Raw genomic sequence first — 20,585 nt, 5'->3', positions numbered from 1 at the left:
AGTGCTCGGTTTTCTCTTTGTGATGTCTTTACCGTTAATGTCAATGATCTTAATGTCTTCTTTTCCGACTGATGAACAGATGTTGTTTTTGGCTCCATCCGTAACTTTTAAATCAATCTTCCAAAACTGTGGAGAATAAGGGAGTCGAACCCTTGACCTCCTGCGTGCAAGGCAGGCGCTCTAGCCAGCTGAGCTAATTCCCCTCTAGGTGTTCCGGGTTTTATGTTTTTTGTTCCGGGTTTTAAACCCTGAACTTTAAACTCTAAACCTTAAACTTTAATTAGTAGTCTCGGGCAGGCTCGAACTGCCGACCTCTACATTATCAGTGTAGCGCTCTAACCAGCTGAGCTACGAGACTCTGTTATGAGTAATAAGTGATCAGTAATAAGTAATATTTTCATACTGCATTACCTTCATTCATTTCTCAATCTCTTTCCCGTTACTAATTTCTAGTGGGTTTGTATTTTTAATATATTTATAAGTAATAAGTAATCGGTAATGAGTAATTTTTATATTCCCTGATTTTACACTTGGATCTTTTTACTTTTAACTTTTTACCTTCCTTATAAATCAACCAATAAAAAAACTAAAGCTTTACTTTGAAGTAAGTACATGTACCTTGCGGTACTAATTTTGTTTATCGTCTTTAAGACGCTCTAAAATGAGATGTTCCAGCCGCACCTTCCGGTACGGCTACCTTGTTACGACTTAGCCCTAGTTACCTGTTTTACCCTAGGCAGCTCCTTTTACGGTCACCGACTTCAGGTACCCCAGACTTCCATGGCTTGACGGGCGGTGTGTACAAGGCCCGGGAACGTATTCACCGCGCCATGGCTGATGCGCGATTACTAGCGATTCCAGCTTCATAGAGTCGAGTTGCAGACTCCAATCCGAACTGAGACCGGCTTTCGAGATTTGCATCACATCGCTGTGTAGCTGCCCTCTGTACCGGCCATTGTATTACGTGTGTGGCCCAAGGCGTAAGGGCCGTGATGATTTGACGTCATCCCCACCTTCCTCTCTACTTGCGTAGGCAGTCTTACTAGAGTCCTCAACTTAATGGTAGCAACTAGTAACAGGGGTTGCGCTCGTTGCAGGACTTAACCTAACACCTCACGGCACGAGCTGACGACAACCATGCGACACCTTGAAAATTGCCCGAAGGAAGGTCTATTTCTAAACCGATCAATTCCCATTTAAGCCTTGGTAAGGTTCCTCGCGTATCATCGAATTAAACCACATAATCCACCGCTTGTGCGGGCCCCCGTCAATTCCTTTGAGTTTCAAACTTGCGTTCGTACTCCCCAGGTGGCTAACTTATCACTTTCGCTTAGTCTCTGAATCCGAAAACCCAAAAACGAGTTAGCATCGTTTACAGCGTGGACTACCAGGGTATCTAATCCTGTTCGCTCCCCACGCTTTCGTCCATCAGCGTCAGTTAAGACATAGTGACCTGCCTTCGCAATTGGTGTTCTAAGTAATATCTATGCATTTCACCGCTACACTACTTATTCCAGCCACTTCTACCTTACTCAAGACCTGCAGTATCAATGGCAGTTTCACAGTTAAGCTGTGAGATTTCACCACTGACTTACAGATCCGCCTACGGACCCTTTAAACCCAATAAATCCGGATAACGCTTGCACCCTCCGTATTACCGCGGCTGCTGGCACGGAGTTAGCCGGTGCTTATTCGTACAGTACCTTCAGCTATTTACACGTAAATAGGTTTATCCCTGCACAAAAGAAGTTTACAACCCATAGGGCCGTCGTCCTTCACGCGGGATGGCTGGATCAGGCGCTAACCCATTGTCCAATATTCCTCACTGCTGCCTCCCGTAGGAGTCTGGTCCGTGTCTCAGTACCAGTGTGGGGGATCACCCTCTCAGGCCCCCTAAAGATCATCGACTTGGTGAGCCGTTACCTCACCAACTATCTAATCTTGCGCGTGCCCATCTTTATCCACCTCAGTTTTCAATATAAAGTGATGCCACTCTATATATTATGGGGTATTAATCTTCCTTTCGAAAGGCTATCCCCCTGATAAAGGCAGGTTGCACACGTGTTCCGCACCCGTACGCCGCTCTCAAGTCTCCGAAGAAACTCTACCGCTCAGCTTGCATGTGTTAGGCCTCCCGCTAGCGTTCATCCTGAGCCAGGATCAAACTCTCCATTGTATGTTTGTCTTGACTCACTCAAAGTTTTTTAACGCTTTAGTTTTTCCTTACTTGGTTGTTATATTGTATGTCAATGATCTTCATTTCTTTCGCTTCCTACAAACTACTTCTTCTGTCAGTTTTCGTTTCGTATTTGCGAGTGCAAAAGTAAAAAATATTTCTGAATTGACCAAATGTTTTTGAAGAAAATTTTAAAGTTTTTTTAGTAACCTTAAGCCTCCTTAAACAATCCCTCAACTCAACTCCTGCTCCCCGTTTTACCGGACTGCAAAGATACAAATCTTTTTTATTCCTACAAGATTTTTTTTAATTAAATTTTGTAAAAGTTTTTTTTCGTATCCCCTTTTCAGAGCTTCTATTTTTTAAACCCCGAAAGGCCTCTCCTGCGCTACCTACTTCCTTCCGTTTTCAGTGGGGCAAAGATAACAACACTTTACCCTATATTCCAAATCTATTTAACATAAAATTTAAGTTTACGCAATTTTTATCCTTAACTCTCTGGTTGTATGCATGAATAATTTTCAGGTGAGAAGGAAGTTGTGGTTATGAGTTATGAATTATGAGTTGTGGGTAATAGGCAAGGGGTGACAGGATGTCTTGTAAGGTCGTTACGGAGATCTGAATCATGAAGCCTTGAAATTGAAAGGATGAATGTAAATCCTAAACCTTAGACGAAGAAATTTAAACTCCGCATTCTCTACTTATTTCTTCCTTCTTCTCACTTCTCACTTCTTACATCTTACTTCCATCCCACCCTAGCCCGGATCGAGCGGCCTGTCTGAGCTCTTTCCTGTTGTATTGGTAGCGGCGGCAAAGCCGCCGCTACCAATACAACAGGAAAAGCGAGTAGCGAGAGCCGGATTAAGCTCCTGAAATAAAGGGAGGTTGGAGCGTGTGAAAGTGTGAAATTGTGTTTGTGTGAGAGCGTGTGTGAGTATGTTTTAAGCAAGCTTGTGAATGAATGAGGTATTTATCTAAATTCGGCAAGCTCGTCTGAAACGTAGGAAACAGTTTTTAATTCAAGAAGATTATTGAAAATAAAAAAAGCAAAGTTTTCACTCTGCTTTTTGTTTATTATAAATAAGACTAAGAAATTCGGCATAAGATTTTTCGAGTCCTATAATATCACCACTTTTTAAATTCAGGCCTCCGACTCCTGTTTCATCTGATTTTATTTTTGTTGCTGAAATCTGAAAAAACTGATTGATACTATTTTCTTTAGGCTGGAATTTTACGGCTGAGCCCAGAAGTTTTTTTGTTGAGATGGTATAAACTTCCCCCGGCGTGGTGTGGAATATTATATATGATCTTGGATGAATGTTATAATCAACTTTATTTACAGCAATCTTCTGATCTCTTTCCGAAGAGGCAAATACATATAAAAGTCCTGTCTGATTCAGTAATTTATCTTTCGGAAGATAATATAAAGCCAATCTGTAATTGGCAGGATTAACGCTTTGCCATGAGCCGTCAACATTTTCAAAAGGTTTTAAAGCGAAAGTATTGGCTCCGATTTCTTTTGCTTTTTTATAAATCAATGAAAAAATTTCGGCATCATTTTTCGAAAATCCCTGAACTTCGATTTCTCCGAGATATTCCGCATCTTTTTTTTCTTCATCAATTTTATATAAAAACCTATCTGTATTATCGTGCGTTTTTTCAACTTTTGTTAAAAACACATTTTGCGCAAAGAACAACTGAGCTGCAAGAACAAAGGTGGCAAACAGTATTTTTTTCATTCTTTATAGATTATTATGCAGAATATCCAGACATTCTTCGAGACTATTCTCCCAATGTTTGGGTTCAATTTTATAAACTTCTTCTATTTTATCGAGACACATGGTACTTCTTTTCGGTCTTTTAGCCGGAGTAGGATATTGTTCGGTGCTTAATGCATTGAGCTTAACTGATGATTTTGAAAGCTCAGCTATTTTCTGTGCAAATTCAAACCAGGTTGTCTCCGGATAGTTTGAAAAATGAAAAATCCCATAACTTTTTTGGGGTGTTTCAATAATATTCATAATAGCTTCAGCAAGATCGTTGGCATTAGTCGGCTGTCCGAACTGATCTGCCACAATTCCTAATTCTTCTTTTTGCGAAAAGAGGTGAAGCATGGTTTTTACGAAATTCTTATTGAATTCTGAATAGAGCCATGATGTTCTAAGAATTATTGTTTTAGGGTTTGCTTCTAAAGCCAGTTCTTCTCCTTTTAATTTTGATTCTCCGTAAACGCCTATAGGATTGGTAAAGTCGTCTTCTGAATAACAAAGATTTGTTTCTCCGTCAAAAACATAATCTGTAGATACATGAATAAATACAGTATTGTATTCTTTGCAGGCGTGTGCAAGATAAGCAACACCTTGTGCATTTACGGCAAAAGCTTTTTCCTTTTCCTTTTCAGCAAGGTCTACCGCTGTAAAAGCTGATGCATTGATACAGAACTCCGGTTTGTTATCGTAAAAAAAAGAATTCACCTGATCTTCGTCTGTGATATCCAATATCTGAGAATCTGTAAAAACAAACTCATAATCCAGCTCAAAATCAGGAGCGATTTTTCTGATACAATTTCCTAACTGTCCGTTTCCTCCTACTACCAATATTTTTTTCATTATGAATTTTTTGCGTTCTGTGATCTTAAAAATTTAACTCTTGACTGAAACTCTTTCTGCTCTAAATCTACATAAAATTTATTGAACGTTTCCTTAATCTCTTCTGGATGTACTTCAGATTTTCTTGTTTTAACATTAAAATAAATTACGGTAACCCATAATACTGCATGAATGGTTTTCTCGTCCAGGCTTTTCATAAGAATTTCAACCTTTGCCGTTCTGTCCTGAACTTCTATGGTTTTACTGCTGATGATCACTGAAGTATTATACCGTACTTCTTTAATGTAAGCAATTTCGTTCTGAATGGCAATCCAGGTACAGCCTGTAAGCTTGGTATATTCTTCATAGGTAAAACCATAGAATGTTTCCACATGATCTTCCCTGGCATTGAACATATAGTCCAGATATTTAACGTTATTTAAATGACCAATCGGATCACAATCACTAAACCTCACCTTTACCGTGGTTGATACTTCTTTTTCCATGCTGCAAAAATAGAAAAACCACCCCGATGAGAGATGGTTTTTTATAAATGTTTTTGAATATCTGATAAATTATTGAACGCCTAATTCTTTCTTTACGGCAGCCGTAGCGTCCGGACCTCCTTTGAATACAAAGGCAGAAGAGTTTGCATCCATGATATAATCGTATCCGTTTGCTTTAGCAACTTTGGAAACGGCATCATTCAGTTTTTTCTCGATTGGTTCATAAGCAGCATCCTGTTTTGCAACAAAATCTTTTTGAGCTTTATCGTTCATATCCTGAATTTCTTGTTGCATTTTTGCCAATTCAGCCTCTCTTGCTTTGTTTTCTTCAGCTGTTTTCTTAGGAGCTTCCTCAGAATATTGCTTTAACTTAGCCTGTCCTGCATCCGCCTTTTTCTTGATTTCAGCTTGTTTTGTATCTAAGAAGGCTTTAAGATCAGTATCTGCTTTTTTCTTTTCAGGCATTGCATTAAGAATACCTATAACGTCTAAAGTTGCAATTTTTTGAGCTTTTGCCATACCTACCGATACAACCATCATTACCGCTGCAAATAATACACTTAATTTTTTCATAATTGGTAAATAAATAATTTAATTTGTTTTTAGATCTGTAAATTTAATAAAAGTTAAACTTTTATTTTCGGGTTTTAGTTTTTTCTTTTTTATCGGTATCTTTTAATAAAATATCAAGTACTTTATCTGAGTAATCGAATCTTTTTTGCAGGAACAGTACATTATTACTTGTTTTATCAATCACTATTCCTATTCCGTTTTTCTCGGCCATTGTCTTGATTGCGCCCCAGATCTGATCCTGAAACGGCTGAACAAGATTAGTCCTTAGCTTTTTAATCTCTCCCGTAGCTCCAAAGCGTAAACTTGTAGTGGTTTTGATATTTTTTTCCAAATCCATTACTTCTTTTTCTCTCAACTTCAGCTGATCTCCAATTAAAAGTACTTTCTCACTTTCAAAAGCAGATCTCTTACGTTCGTATTCCGACTGCAGGTTCTGAAGTTCGGACTGCCATGTATCAATCTGGGCGTTAAGTCTTGCTTCCGCTTCCTTATACTGAGGCATTTTATTCAGAATATACTCTGTATCAACAACACCCACTTTCTGTGCATTGCTTAAACTGAAAAGCAAAAATAAGAAGAATGAGAAAACAATTCTAAAATTTTTCATATGATGAATTATAAAGATTGGTTCATCAGGAAGTGGGTCTTCCATCCGGAAGGATCTGTTCCTGAAACTGTTTTATCGAATCCATAAGCGAAGTCGAACCCAATCAAGCCGAATGCTCCCATATAAACTCTTACCCCTACCCCAACTGATCTTTTCAACTGGAATGGATTATAGCTTCCCCATGAATTCCAAACGTTACCTCCTTCTGCGAACGTGAGTGCATAAATTTTTGCAGTCTGGTTCAATGAAATCGGATATCTTAATTCTAACGTAAATCTGTTATAAATAGTACCTCCACCTGTAGGGGTAATATCTTCAGAAGTTCCTCCGTAGGTAGAAGCATTTTCATATCCTCTTAACGGAATTAATTCTCTACCATCAAAACGGCCTCCGAAAAGTCCTGTGCCTCCTACATAGAATCTTTCAAACGGCGGTGCACCAAGTTCTTTGTTATAACCGTCCATGAAGCCCATTTCAGCAGAAGATCTTAAGACCAGTTTCCCGGCAATTTCGTTATATACATCTGCTTTAAACTTCACTTTATAGAACTCCATCCATTTATATTTCTCTGTAGGACTAAGTGTAGAATAGTCTTTGTTACTGAACAATGAATATGGCGGTGTGAATTTCACCGAGAGGTCTAAATTAGACCCTACCGTAGGGAAAATGGGGTCAATACCGGCAGAGTTTCTACTTAGCCCGAGATTGATACTAAAGTTGTTCGCCGTACCATAATACTCTGTAGTTCCTCCGAAATCGAAAGGATAGTTCTTAAAATCGTATTTCTGAAACTGAATTCCTGTGTATAATGAGAAATAATCATCCGGCCACTTCAACAATCGGTTTAATCCAACTGAAGCGGAGAAAATATTCAGCTTCTGAGATGATCCGTAAACATCCGAGTATTTAACTCTTGAGTTATTGAGACTCACAGATAATGCAGTTGGCCTTGTTCCGAATAACCAAGGTTCTGTAAACCCGATACTGTAATTCTGGAAATATTGCCCTGCCTGTGCCTGAAGTGACAATGTTTGTCCGTCACCCTGTGGTACAGGTTTAAAATCTTTAAACTTGAGGAAGTTCTTCAAAGAGAAGTTGTTGAATGTCAACCCTAAAGTACCGATAAAGCTGTTACCACCGTAACCTGCCTGAAGCTGAACCTGGGAAGAACCTTTTTCAACAAGTTTCCAATTGATATCCACGGTGTTATCCTGTTGATTTGGCTGAATATCCTGACCTACCTGCTGCGGATCAAAAAACTGCATTCCGGCAAGATCAAAATATGTTCTTTTGATATCACTTTTAGCAAAAAGATTTCCCGGCTTGGTTCTTAAAGCTCTTAAGATCACATGATCATGGGTCGTTGTATTTCCTTCCCAGGTTACTCTGTTCCAAGTAGCTTTTTCCCCTTCGTTGATACGAATTTCAAGATTGATCTTATCTCCGTTTACCGATTTTTCAACAGGCATAACATTTGAGAAAAGGTAACCGTTGTTCATGTAGACCGACTTAATATCAGAATCATCTTCTTTACCTCCGTCTTCACCAACTTTTTTGTTGAATCCTACTGCATCGTAAATATCACCTTTTTTATATCCCAAGAGTCTCTGTAAATAATCCGTAGAATAAACGGTATTTCCGGTAAATGTAATATCGCCGATATAATACTGTTTCCCTTCGTTAAGCTTTACATTGATCTCGTAATTATTTCTTTTGTTTCTCCAAACAGAATCTGAAAGAACTTTCGCATCTCTGTAACCCAATGAATTGTAGTAACTGATGAGATTTTGCTTGTCTTCCTGATATTTTTCTTCAATGAATTTTGAAGATTTCAGAATACCTCCGATTCCGAATCTTTTCTGCTTGGTTTCTTTAAATGCTTTTTTTCTAAGTTTTCTATCAGAAACCGCTGTATTTCCTTCAAACTCGATATGATCGATTTTGATTCTTTTACCTTTATCTACATTGATTGTCCAGTCAACAAGATTAGGATCTCCCGCATTTACTTTGTCCTGAATGGTAATTTTTGCATCAGCGTATCCTTTTTTGATAAAATCTTTAGGAATATTAGTTTTAAGACTTGAAACCAAATTTTGGGTAATTTTGGTTCCCGGCTTCAGATTGTTGTCTTTAGCCATCTTTTCATTTTTGGATTTCCCGATACCTTTTCCTGTAAACTTCACCTCGCCCAGATCTTTAAGATCCTGAAGATAAAATTTAAGGATAATAGTTTCTCCTTCAATGCTCTGAACGTATACTTCAACTTCGGAAAAGGATTGTGTATCCCAAAGTTTTTTTACCGCGTTACTGATTTTCTGTCCCGGAATGTCTACCGTCTCACCTTTCGATAATCCTGTAAATCTAAGGATCTGAGCCGGTGTATATTTTTTAACCCCATCTACAACGATGTCTTTCAATGTGTATGTTCCTGTCTGGTTTCCTGCCTGTACAGAAGTATTTACCTGTGTGCTGTCCTGTGGCGTTACCTGTCCATAGAAATGTGCAGAAGCAACAAACATAATGATGGGTAATAGTCTAAACTTCATTTTATCGTAGTCTTTCTTTTCTTAATTTTACTGGATTTTTATTTGTTCCCCGGTCTTTCCGAACCTTCTTTCTTTGTTTTGATAATCAACAATACACTGAAAGAAAATATCTTTGGTAAAGTCCGGCCACAGAACATCTAAAAACTGCAGTTCTGCATAGGCGATCTGCCAAAGGAGGAAATTACTGATTCTGATTTCGCCACTGGTCCTTATCAGGAGATCAACAGGTGGAAAATCTTTGGTGTAGAGATAGCTTTCAAATAATTTTTCATCAATATCCGCCGCATGTATCTTTCCTTCTTTTACATCTTCACTTATGTTTTTTACGGCATTCAGTATTTCATTTTGTGAGCCATAGCTTATGGCGAGTACCAAATTACCTTTTGTGTTTTCTTTTGTAAGTTCCACCACACGGTTCAGCTGATCTTTTACGAGTGGAGGAAGCTTTTCTAAATTACCAATCACATGCATTCTTAAGCCTTTGCTGAAAATCTCCTCTGCTTCGAGCAATAAAGTCTCTACAAGTAAATTCATCAATGTATTTACTTCTTCTGCAGGGCGGTTCCAGTTTTCCGAAGAAAAGGTATAAAGCGTTAAGTACGGAATATGTATTTCATTACATGCATTAATGGCATTTCTTACTGCATTAATGGCATTTCTGTGGCCAAATGTTCTTTCTTCGCCACGGGATTTTGCCCATCTTCCATTACCATCCATGATAACCGCAACATGCTTTGGTAAATTATCAGGATCTATTTTATCTTTTATCAACGACATATTAATCACAATAACACGGAGGTCTTCCGAACGAATAAGTCAAACCTAAACTTACCGTATTCATCCAGTCTTTAGATTTTGTATCTCCAACATTTCTACCTCCCGTAAAAGCAGCTTCCCTCTCTTTAGACACCACATAATAGGCATCTGTCTGAAGAAGAGAACCTCCTGTAACAGGGCTTAAGATATCTCCGTTATAAGTAGAGATTACATCTTTAGTGAGGATTTTGCTGTAATCAAGCTGATCCGTCAGAGTATATCTGAATGTTGCTTCAGCAAAAATGGCCCAGTTATAATTAAATTTATATTTCAAACCTACTCCAAAAGGAATATGCATGGTAGTTTTTGTTCCCGTAGAGTACTGAGCTGTAGTGGTAAAATCAAGCTCATTAATTGGAGCCTGCGCAACACCATCAGCATCTCTCCTGAAATCGTTGATGAGTGTAGCTTTAGGCGCATCAAACATTAACGCTCCCACCCCACCGAAAATATACGGGCTTACCATACCTTTCTGTTCGTTATTTACTGGGAAGAAATTATATTCGAAAACAAGACTTGCCTCATACACATTGTTTTTCCCGAAAGAGTTTCTGTTTTGTCTGTACTCTTCTTTTGCAACTTTATCATTAAACTGAATCTGGTTGTATCCAAGATCTAATCTTACCGTTTGATGAGGATTAAAATTAAATCTATATAAAATCCCTCCATAAAACGGAACTCCCCAATCCGATGCTTTACTTAAATCCAATGGCTTTTGTAAAATATAATTCGTTCTCCCTATATCCCCAACTAGGTTACTCATACCTAGACGAACTCCCAGTTCGTTTCTTTGTGCTTTAACACTTACCACAGTTCCTAGGGCGGCAAGGAAGCTAAACAATAATTTTCTATTCATAAAAGAATATGGATTTATGGTTATTTTAAAATTTAATTTTTGCAAATATAAAACATTTTTATATTAATGATAATCTTAATGTTTAGTTAAAAATAAACAAAAAAACATAATTTGTTATAAAGTAAACGATAAAGTCGATAAATTATTCTTTTTTTATCAGATACTAAATTTCTGCTTCATGATAAACCCTCATTAAATGAGGGCTTAAAAGTATTATTTTTTATTGAATATTTCCCGTACTTTATTTCTAATTCTTATTAACAATGGTTCTTTGTAATTTTTATCTTCGTCAAAATAGCCATAACCATAGCCGTAGCCATAACCATAGCCGTAACCATAGCCATATCCCTGCTTCGTATTGTAGTCATTGTAAACGAGCCCGAGATTTCCTGTTTCTCCATTATGATACTTTTCAGTAATCATTTTGAGCATATATTTTTCGGTGTATTCGTGACGGACTACATAGATATTGGTATCAGAATATTTCATCAGTTCGTAAGAGTCTGCAACGAGACCCACCGGCGGTGAATCAATAATAATAAAGTCATAAAGATTTTTCAGGTCCTGAATAAATCGGATATTGCTTTCACCCATAAGCAATTCGGAAGGATTTGGAGGGATTGGTCCTGATGTAGCCACATCAAGATTGGGGATTTTTGTTTTATTAATGATCTGGCTCATTTCCACCTCCCCGGTAAGATAATTTGAAATCCCATATTTGTTATCAATTCTGAAATCCCCGAAAATTTTTGGTTTTCTGAGGTCCATTCCCAGAAGAATTGTTTTTTTATCGCTCAGCCCTAATACGGAAGCCAGATTGATGGAAACATATGTTTTCCCCTCACCACCGATGGATGATGTTACCAGAATTACTTTACTTCCGCGATCGCTTCCTGCTAAAAATCTCATATTGGCTCTGATGCCTCTGAATGCCTCTGAAACTGAAGATTTCGGCTGATCCAGAACGGTAAGCATTGTTTCATTGGTATTGTTACCGATAACACCGAGAAGGGGAATTCTTGTGGCATTAAGTAATTCTTTAATATTTCTGATTCTATTGTCGAGCAATTCTCCTATTAAGATAAACAGCATCGGAAGTATCAGAAGTCCGCCTATAATTCCTGCTTTAACGACTTTTATATTCGGTGCTATCGGCGCCTGCCCTATATTTTTGGCCGGGTCTATCACACTGATATCGGACTGATTGCCTACTATCTTTAACTGGGTTTCGTTTTGTCTGCTCAGGAGACTGTTATAGGTTGCCTCAATCATGTTATACCCTCTTTCCGCATCCAGATATTTTCTTTCCTTTTCGGGATAAGTGGTAAGATCTGAATTGGCTTGCATTACTTCTCGGTTTATTTTAGCTATTTCTTCAAGATAATCTGAGTAATAATTACCCAAAACCCCATTTGAATTAGCTCTGGCGTCATTTATGAGTTTATTGATCTCAATCATTGGCTCGGAATTCGGCTTATAAATGCGGGCCATTTCGCGTCTTTTAAGGTATAAATCTTTAAGCTCAGAAATTGTTGCAGAAAAAACACCATCCTGAAATCCTGCCGCAGTTGTACTGATCATTTTCTCCAGGTTTTGGGAAGCAAGGGAATTTTTCATATGACGCAATGAACTTATTTTACTTTCAAGATCTGCTTTTTTAGACTCTAGTTCCTTAATCTTATTAAGAGATTTTTCATCTCTGTCTTTAATATCATAAAGCTTTTCGGTTGTCTTCATATAATTGAGGACATAGGCGCTTGAATCCAGTTTTTTTCTTACATTATCAAGATTTTCCTGTAAATAAGCGTTGGTATTTTTATCAACAATCAGCTTATCGGCCTGTCTTTTTTTCTGAAGCTCGCTTACGGATTTATTAAGAAAATTTACGGTTCCATTAAGGTTATACCCTCTTTTTGTAATAATCATAATGGTCCCGATTTCCTTATCAAAATCAACTCCGATGGTAGAAACAATATCCTGTACTGCATTATTTACCGTACTTAGCTTAACAATGATATTCTGCAGGTCAATTTTCTGTATAATGGGATTTTTCACCAGCCTGAATCTCAGATTGGGAGCTGTGAACCATTCTCCGATTTCAATGGTCCTGTTATCAGGTCTGTCATACGGATCAACTGTAGTAAATCCTTCCGTTTCATAACTGTACAAATTCCGGGAATGTCCGTCTTCCGGCAGAACAACCTCAAATTTATTATTACTTTTGGGAACCAAAGTTATAGGGTAATCCATCTGCTGAAGATGTTTTTTATCCACCTCGAGCAGGATAGGCACATCGTCTTTGTCCAGATAGGTTGATTTGATAATACCTTTAGTAGAATAGTTTACATAAAGTTCCAATTCCTTTACCAGAAATTCATTGTGCGTTCTCGACAGCAGCATTTTTTTCAGATAAATACCATCCTGATTCCCTCCCTGCCCCCAAATAAAATTTATAGACTGGCTAGGAGTAAAGTAGCTGGATGTGTTATTTGATATACTTAATGATAGATTGGAAGCATAGATATTTTGCGCATAATATTTACTGTATACCCATGCCATACAGTACCCTATAAAGAGCATCAGTATAAACCAATACCAGTTTTTAATAATCCTGTTAAAAAAATGGGCAATGTCAAACAATCCGAATGAACCATATTTTCCTTCCTGAGAATCATCTTTCTCAATTTTTGTCTCTTTTTCCGGGATCATAATATTAAAGATTTTTAAGAAGAAGATAGATGGACAATGCCGTTGTGAAAACCGAAACTCCTGTTGTTAAGGTCTGGATAGGATCTTTCCCGAGGCCATTCAGGCTTTTCGCTCTTGTGTTAAGGTATATTTCGTCTCCGTTCTGAACATAATAATAGGGTGAATTCATAATATCTTCCCGGGTAAGATCAATTCTTGCAATCTTAATTCCTTCCGGAAGTTTTCGGTGGATAACGATATTCTTTTTATCGACATTTCTATTGAGTCCACCGTTCATTGCCAATGCTTCTGTAATATTAAGTGTATTTTTATGCGCTACTTTTTCACCGGTAAGACCTGTTGTTTCAATATCTCCCAGTATATAGTAGGTAATCCCGTCGGTATTCAGTCTTACTTCAGATTTTCCTTCCTGAAAGTTTTCATTAACTTTTGCCTGAATTTCGTCGGCTACATCTTCAATAGTTCTTCCTTCAGCTTTAATATAACCGATACCAAAGACGTTAATATCACCTTTTGAATCTACTTTTAATCCATTAAAATAAAAAACAGAATTACCTCCGCTGGCTCTCGAATTTCCCTGATTGAATCCTGAACCCACCCCTGAAGCTGATGACCCCTGTACTCCAACGGCTCCGGAAGTATTGAATGAGGAATAAAACTGGGCAGCATCACCTTTCGGAGTTGTAACAATATTAAGATTTAATATGTCATTTCTGGTAATTCTGTAAATGGGAATATTGTAGGGAATAAGCCCTTCCTCGTTAATAACCAGGCTTTCGTTCGGCTGCATATACCGGACATCCCTTGTCGTAATGCAGGAGACCATCAGGAAAGGCAGCATTATTAAAAATAAATACTTGTAATTCTTCATCATATTTTTGAAATTATTGTGAAACAGATCTAATTTCTAGTGTTTTTAATATTTCTCAGCGCATAAATGAAGTGAGGGATATATGCGCCCAAAAAACCTAAAAATATTATAATAAATAGCAAAAGATTAACATTGGTATGTCTCAGACAGTATGCTAAACCAACTACAAAAAGATAGTACAAAATGATATAACCGGACGATTTTCTGTGCGTAAGATTAAGCTTTAAAAGCCTGTGATGAATATGATTTTTATCCGCATCGAAAGGAGACTTTTTGTTAATTAATCTGATAATGATTACATTCAACGTATCTATAATAGGCAGAATCAGGATAGCCACCGCAACTACCGGAGCAGACTGGAGATGGTACCTTGGAACATCGGGAAGCTTTTTATCAATAAAAATATCAATAAAGGAGATTGAAGTAAATGCCAGCAGAAACCCCAGCAGCATTGATCCCGTATCTCCCATAAAAATTTTGCCGGTTCTGCAATTGGATAAATTATAGTATAGAAAAGCCAGCACAGAGCCGATAATGATAACCGATAAAACGACCAACGGATAATTGTATGAACCTAATCTGTAATAGCTGATTCCGAAAAGCGCACTGCAGACCAAAGAATATCCTCCTGCAAGACCGTCAATTCCATCAATAAGATTAAAGGCATTAATAAGAATAATAAAGGTAACGATACTGAAGATCACACTTACAAAATAATTGATTTCATAAATCCCGAAAATTCCGAAGAGATTTCTTATCCTGATATCCGAACCAATCACAACAAGAGATGAAACAATAACCTGTGCAACAAGTTTCTTGTAAGCCCTCATAATGACAATATCGTCCATTACGCCTACATAAAGCAGGATAACCAATGAGGCAAAGAGAAATTTATAAAGATCAAAAAGTTCATAGGCAAAAATAGGCGCACAGATTCCGATGGAATAAAATATGGCAACCCCTCCCAGATTTGCAATTTTTCGTAAATGAGAACTTCTAATTCCCGGCTCATCCATCAGATTCTTTTTTCTGGAAATCTTGATAATGGTAGGAATTGAAAAAAATGTGATTAAAAAAGAGAATAAAAAACCAAGTCCTATTTTAATGTAAAATATGGGAAGACCCGATTGAGCTAAAAATAATTCAAAATTTTTCATTTTTTTTCATTTAAAAGCACTGTTCTACTCTGTTGAGAATATCCGGAAAAGTTGTGTAAGCTTCCCCGAAACAGCACTTACATCTGTGTTTTTATATAAATTTTCTTATCAGTTTTTTCTGCCCTGCAAAAAATAAAAGATAAAATATGTTTTTTTTCAATGACAAAGATAATAGATAATTCTTACCAAAACGATTAAATTGCAATAAATTTTTAAGTTTTATATCCCTTTTATTCATAAAAAATTCAAGCTTTTCACACATTTTATAAAAAACCTCATCATTTTTTACAAAAGCAAGATATGCTATAAACGAATACACCCCTTCAAAAATCTGAAAGTTCTTAAGCTCGTTTACTTTATCCGAATATTTTGTTGTTTTAAAATACTCTTCCACCTCCTCTACTGCCCTTAAAATATCAAGCCCTTTTTCGGTGTGGGTTTTACTGATGGAATCGGTTCTTTCAAGATAATGGTAATGGAAATTTTGGGTCTGGGCTACCGTTGTACAATCCAGTAAAAGCTGGGGAATAAGCTGAATATCTTCAAAATGAACATTTTCTTTAAATCTTTTTTCATTAAAAAGACTTTTTTTAAACAGCTTATTGCAGGCAAAATAGCTGATATCGGAAAAAACGGAAAAATTATTTTCAAGATCAATTTTCTCCGGCATCTCAGGAATCTGAATCAGTTTTTGCCGGATGTTGCCGTGTTCATCTACTTTCAGGACATTGCAGATCACCATTTCTGCGCAATGCTTTTCGGCAAGCACGGTCATCTCTTCAAACATTACAGGGCTTACATAATCATCACTATCTACAAAGCCGATATAATCTCCGGTTGCTCTGTCGATTCCGAAGTTCCGGGCATCACTGAGGCCTCCGTTTTCTTTTTGAAAAGCTTTTATCCTGTCCGGATATCTTTGTGCATAATTCCGGATAATATCTTCAGAACAATCTGTACTTCCGTCATTTACTACCAGAATTTCCAGATTCTGATAACTCTGGGAAATTAAAGAATCAAGACATTTGGAAAGATATTTTTCAACATTGTAAACCGGAACAATAACAGAAACTTTTGAGGGAACATGTTTCATATATTAAATTTTCGTCAGTCGTGTGTTTAGCCAGCCTTTTTTAGCTTCATCAAAATCTTTACGGGAGCAGGGAACGCAGTTTTCTATATTTTCATCATCCCCGAAATACCAGAGATTGCTGAACGTATCCCGTTTGAAAGTATACTGGCGGTCATCAATCAGGACATAAAATATTTCATAATGCCTTTCTTTGGGATGAGATCTCTGAATATTGATCCCTTCAATGAGGTACCAGATCATTTGCGCAAGAAGCTGGTGGTTTAGTTGATTTTCCGAGTAAATATTATAATTAAAAATTCCCACGGATTTCAAATTTTCACTGAGCCCGATTTCTTTCATATACGCGCAGACCTCCCTTCTGTTTAGGCCGTTTACCTGAGGGTTCATGGAAAAAGGCTCACTGAAGCTTTCAATGGCATCACAATTTACGGTTACCAGGTCCGCTTTCCTGAAAAACGGCTCTGTTTTCTCGGTAGAATTCATCATTTCGGCAAGGCGGATGATGTCAAATTCCACTTCTTTGATGAGTCTCACAGAATCAATTTCGTTCAGATGTTTCTGATAGCCGAGATGATGATAATTGTTAATCGAAAAATTCTTTGCCCCGAAAATCTTGCTGAGGAACGTATATTCGTTAATCATTTCTCCCTGCTGAAGGGAAATAATATTGCTTATCTGGGTATAATTGATATTCTTTGTATGAAAATTAAGCGCTGAAAAAAGGGAAAACGAAAAATCATTGGAACCTCCGATAATTACCGGAATAGCCCTTTTATAATGACATGCCGAAAGGACTTCCTGTAAGATATAATGGGAATCCTGAACCGATTTTCCGGAAACAAGATCACCGAGATCTACCACCGGAATTTCAAAATCAAGCTGTGAAAGTTTGTAAAACTCTCTTCGGATCCCGGTAAAATCCTGTACTTCTGCCTCTCCCCCGGCACCCCTGTAATCCGAAACAAAAAGAAGGACAATGCTGTCTTCTTTGATATCCTTCGTAATTCTGTGGCCGATCTGCCAGCTTTCTGTTTTGAAATTTCTTGGCGAAATAATAAAATCTTCAAAATTCATGATCCCTTTTCAATATATATTGAGATCAAAAATATTAAAATAAAATTATTCCCCAAGCATAAAAACAACAGCAGTTGTTTAAGTTTCTAGTAAAACTGAATTTAGGTTATTAATACCAATTTATCTTTTATATTTGAATGCAAATTTTTCAAGCAACATGACATTTAGAATTAAGATTATTCTCATTTTTTTATTCTCTACCATTCATATATTTTCTCAAAACAGAAGAGCAGATAAGGAAATTGACAAATTGAATTGTAAAAAAAACAACACCCTAAATCCTGATGAGCTACTGAAAATATTTCCTTACGGTATTTCAGAAAAGGTAATTCTTGTTTCTTACCAAAACCATATCCCCGGGATAATAGGAGAAGAACTTCAAAAACAGCTGGACAAATTTGCAGGCCAGAAAATTGATTCTGCTGAGCTGAGTCAGTTTAAAGAAATTAAAATTTTAGAAACTTTGGAAATCGTTAAACTTGCTGATATTATTTATAATTACGGATACAAAAGTAAACCTACAATTTATGAGGCAACAAAATGTTATTTCCCACAAAACGCAATATTATTTATCGATAAAGAAGGAAAACTTTTCAGTTTTATAGAATTATGTTTTGGCTGCAGCCGATTTCGAACAAATATTGACAAAATAAATTTAGGTGATGAATGTTCCCAAAAATACGATATGATAAAAGAATTCTTTAAAGATAACAATATCTTATACGGAACCGTTGAAAATGCACTTTAATTCATGGTTCAGCTTTGTCTAAATTATCCAAGTAAAAATTACTTATTTTTTAAAATCTCAAAAACAAAAGTGGTAGAAGTCTCAAAATCTCCTCCTTGGGTAGCTCCAAACAAAAACCGCGGCGTTTCTCCGTCTTTATCCAGCAAAAGCATCGGTCTTTCCAGCCTGCCGAATCTTTTCAGGTGCGCCGGAGGATTGGCTTCTTTAGTATAATACTGCATATTCATGTAGGCCACCTCCGGTTTTGTCCAGCTGACTCCATCTTTTGTGGTAAGGTGCAGCCCAAATTCATGATTAAAAAAGCCCATGTCTCTGGCGATCATGTGAAATTTCCCATTTTGTTTCCAGACAAAAGCATCTTCAAGCTGAGCATTATTGGGTAATGATGAAAAATCAATCACAGGATTTTCTGAAATTTTCCTGTAGGGACCGAGCGGAGAATCGGCCTTTGCCAGACCGTATTTCCTGTTTCCCCTGACCGGGCCTTTCTGGGTTTCATACTCATGTGTGTTCCAGGATTTGTAGAAGAGCCAGTATTTTCCGTCGTTTCCTTTTACGAAAGCAGGATTCGTAGTACAGTGATCGTCCCAGGAACCTTCATTTCCGGGAAGCAGCAGCGGCTGGTCAGGCCTTGTCCACGGTCCGTCAATACTGTTTGAAGTCGCAAGCCCGATTCTTTTGGTATTGGTTTTTCCATTAGAATTTCCCATGAAAAATAACAAATATTGATTCCCTACTTTCTTAATTAAAGGATTATGACAGGTCGTTGCATCCCAAAAACCTTCCCCTCGCGGGGCCAGAATTACCTGTTTATGTTCGAATGTATCAAATGGAGAATTGGCTTCGGCGCGACAAATCTCAGATCCGTTGAGCCAGCCGCCCATTCCCTTTTCCTTTTTCCATCGGGAATAGAAGAGATGAACTTTTCCGTCTTCCCCCCAGATTGGCGAACTGCACCAAATGTAGTAGCCTTCCAAAGCGAGTGATCTTCCAATAGGTTTCAACCTGAAATAAGGCTTTTCTTTTGAGGACAGTAAGCCTGTAAAAGATGATCCCAACAATACGGCAGCCATTCCCAACGCTGAGGTCTGAAGAAATTCTTTGCGGGTGAAAGGTTTTTCCATTGCATTTATTTGAAAGCTAATTTAGATGAAACGGCTTTAAGTAGTGTCCTGCAGTTTCGGGTTGTAAAATTTACCGATGATCAATATAAAGTCTAACCATAATTGTTATATTTGATTGATTAATAACATGAATAAACTTTGTGATCAAGGTGACCAAACTACTCATTTTTACAATTATATTTCTAGCAGGAACAATAAAAACATTTGCAACAACTTGGGATGAGCCGTGGACAGACAAAGTAATCAAAGAATCAGATTACTTTGTTTTCGCTGATATCATTTCCTATGATAAAGAAAAGGGGATCAAGATTAAAATAATAAAACAGCTTGGCGGAGAAAAATTACCACTAGAAATTGAAATAACAAACTTTTATTTACTAGATATAACAAGTAGATCAGGAGGTCATGCACCAGAGTTTCCAAATTTTGAAGATATTAAACAAAGTTATTTTTTTATCAAAAAGAACTCACAAGATAAATTTTGTATTTCAACACCTACATCTGGTTTTGATTATGTTGAAGATGAGAATGTTCATGCAACTTATCGACATTCGTATCATCAAGCATCCATTCCAATTGATATTTATGAAATGACGATGACGGCAATTTTCAATAATTATCATCATTTGGACTACAACAGAGTACAAATAACCAATTTTATTAATCAAAATTTATCTAAAAAACCAGCAGGATTTGGTGACAATGAGATTAAAACATTTTTCCTTCAACACGTTGCAATGGAAACCATATTTCATCTGAAAATAGATGGATATTACAATCTGCTTCTACCATTTTTTAATGACAACACAAACTTTCATCATAGAGTTTCTGCATGTAGAGCTTTAGTTGCAAGTAATAACCAAAAAACTATAAAAACTTTAGTAAATAAAATTGCTGCCAACAAAGATGACGATTTTACAACAGTAATTTGTATATGGACTTTAAAAGAACTAAAGCCAAAAGAGATTAAAAAAGATTTACAAAAATTAATTTCAAAAGCTTCAACTAAAAAGAATGGATTTGGTGGCAATATTATGGATTCTCGAGTAGGAACAGATTTCCCAACAGTAAAAAGGGCTTTGGAGGAATTAATAAAGACGTTAGAATAATTCTATATTAAAAAGCAATCCCCTTTTAATAA

The 20,585-nt window shown here is 37.0% G+C and carries 16 protein-coding genes, 2 tRNA genes and 1 rRNA gene; 2 read left to right on the top strand and 17 right to left on the bottom strand.

Annotation, left to right across the window (positions count from 1 at the left end; all coding sequences use genetic code 11):
- Positions 1–129: 129 nt before the first annotated feature.
- From ODE14_RS15965 to ODE14_RS15890, 16 genes are all read right to left on the bottom strand, one after another.
- A tRNA-Ala gene (locus ODE14_RS15965) sits at positions 130–203 on the bottom strand.
- An 81-nt stretch (positions 204–284) separates the two neighbouring features.
- Positions 285–358: transfer RNA gene (locus tag ODE14_RS15960), tRNA-Ile, on the bottom strand.
- Positions 359–659: 301 nt separating this feature from the next.
- Positions 660–2,176 (bottom strand): 16S ribosomal RNA (locus ODE14_RS15955).
- 1,055 nt (positions 2,177–3,231) lie between these two features.
- Positions 3,232–3,915, bottom strand: coding sequence for a hypothetical protein (locus tag ODE14_RS15950; RefSeq protein WP_263602133.1), 684 nt, complete (start codon positions 3,913–3,915; stop codon positions 3,232–3,234).
- Positions 3,916–3,918: 3 nt separating this feature from the next.
- Positions 3,919–4,785 carry a dTDP-4-dehydrorhamnose reductase gene (gene rfbD, locus ODE14_RS15945; RefSeq protein WP_263602132.1) on the bottom strand — a complete coding sequence of 289 codons (867 nt, stop codon included), beginning with the start codon at positions 4,783–4,785 and terminating at the stop codon, positions 3,919–3,921.
- The gene (locus ODE14_RS15940) at positions 4,785–5,270 is read right to left on the bottom strand and encodes an acyl-CoA thioesterase (RefSeq protein WP_248388723.1); all 486 of its coding nucleotides are present in this window, start codon (positions 5,268–5,270) and stop codon (positions 4,785–4,787) included. Before ODE14_RS15940 ends, rfbD begins: the two co-directional genes overlap by 1 nt.
- Before the next feature lie 69 nt (positions 5,271–5,339).
- On the bottom strand, positions 5,340–5,843 hold the full coding sequence (locus tag ODE14_RS15935; protein ID WP_072884267.1) for an OmpH family outer membrane protein: 504 nt from the start codon (positions 5,841–5,843) through the stop codon (positions 5,340–5,342).
- Positions 5,844–5,904: 61 nt separating this feature from the next.
- Positions 5,905–6,450 carry an OmpH family outer membrane protein gene (locus ODE14_RS15930; protein WP_072884471.1) on the bottom strand — a complete coding sequence of 182 codons (546 nt, stop codon included), beginning with the start codon at positions 6,448–6,450 and terminating at the stop codon, positions 5,905–5,907.
- Between the two features lie 8 nt (positions 6,451–6,458).
- Positions 6,459–8,996 (bottom strand): outer membrane protein assembly factor BamA, encoded by a 2,538-nt coding sequence (bamA, locus tag ODE14_RS15925; protein ID WP_248388725.1) that lies wholly within the window; start codon positions 8,994–8,996, stop codon positions 6,459–6,461.
- 27 nt (positions 8,997–9,023) lie between these two features.
- Positions 9,024–9,773 (bottom strand): isoprenyl transferase, encoded by a 750-nt coding sequence (locus tag ODE14_RS15920; RefSeq protein ID WP_248388727.1) that lies wholly within the window; start codon positions 9,771–9,773, stop codon positions 9,024–9,026.
- A gap of 1 nt (position 9,774) precedes the next feature.
- The gene (locus tag ODE14_RS15915) at positions 9,775–10,668 is read right to left on the bottom strand and encodes a DUF6089 family protein (protein ID WP_248388729.1); all 894 of its coding nucleotides are present in this window, start codon (positions 10,666–10,668) and stop codon (positions 9,775–9,777) included.
- Positions 10,669–10,881: 213 nt separating this feature from the next.
- Complete coding sequence (locus ODE14_RS15910) at positions 10,882–13,377, bottom strand: exopolysaccharide transport family protein (protein ID WP_263602131.1); 2,496 nt, start codon at positions 13,375–13,377, stop codon at positions 10,882–10,884.
- Between the two features lie 4 nt (positions 13,378–13,381).
- Positions 13,382–14,251: a polysaccharide biosynthesis/export family protein gene (locus tag ODE14_RS15905; RefSeq protein ID WP_263602130.1), complete on the bottom strand. Its 870-nt coding sequence runs from the start codon at positions 14,249–14,251 to the stop codon at positions 13,382–13,384.
- Positions 14,252–14,277: 26 nt separating this feature from the next.
- Positions 14,278–15,405 carry a glycosyltransferase family 4 protein gene (locus ODE14_RS15900; RefSeq protein WP_263602129.1) on the bottom strand — a complete coding sequence of 376 codons (1,128 nt, stop codon included), beginning with the start codon at positions 15,403–15,405 and terminating at the stop codon, positions 14,278–14,280.
- 91 nt (positions 15,406–15,496) lie between these two features.
- Positions 15,497–16,498, bottom strand: coding sequence for a glycosyltransferase family 2 protein (locus ODE14_RS15895; RefSeq protein ID WP_263602128.1), 1,002 nt, complete (start codon positions 16,496–16,498; stop codon positions 15,497–15,499).
- A 3-nt stretch (positions 16,499–16,501) separates the two neighbouring features.
- Entirely contained in the window at positions 16,502–17,572 is a 1,071-nt protein-coding gene (locus ODE14_RS15890; protein WP_248388739.1) for a formimidoylglutamase, read from the bottom strand.
- Positions 17,573–17,729: 157 nt separating this feature from the next.
- Between ODE14_RS15890 and ODE14_RS15885 the strand changes: the two genes are divergently transcribed.
- A complete protein-coding gene (locus ODE14_RS15885; RefSeq protein WP_263602127.1) occupies positions 17,730–18,320 on the top strand; it encodes a hypothetical protein in 591 nt (196 codons plus the stop codon).
- 38 nt (positions 18,321–18,358) lie between these two features.
- Here ODE14_RS15885 and ODE14_RS15880 read toward each other — a convergent pair whose 3' ends face one another.
- Positions 18,359–19,444, bottom strand: a complete 1,086-nt coding sequence (locus ODE14_RS15880) for a glycoside hydrolase family protein (RefSeq protein WP_263602126.1) — start codon at positions 19,442–19,444, stop codon at positions 18,359–18,361.
- Positions 19,445–19,593: 149 nt separating this feature from the next.
- On the opposite strand from ODE14_RS15880, the gene ODE14_RS15875 reads away from it, so the two are divergent.
- On the top strand, positions 19,594–20,553 hold the full coding sequence (locus ODE14_RS15875) for a hypothetical protein (RefSeq protein ID WP_263602125.1): 960 nt from the start codon (positions 19,594–19,596) through the stop codon (positions 20,551–20,553).
- Positions 20,554–20,585 lie beyond the last annotated feature (32 nt).

The sequence above is a fragment of the Chryseobacterium sp. PET-29 genome (genome assembly GCF_025736815.1).
GTDB classification, from domain to species: Bacteria; Bacteroidota; Bacteroidia; order Flavobacteriales; family Weeksellaceae; genus Chryseobacterium; species Chryseobacterium nepalense.
Note: the sequence above shows the minus strand (reverse complement) of the source record. Positions and strands in the feature narration are given on the sequence as shown.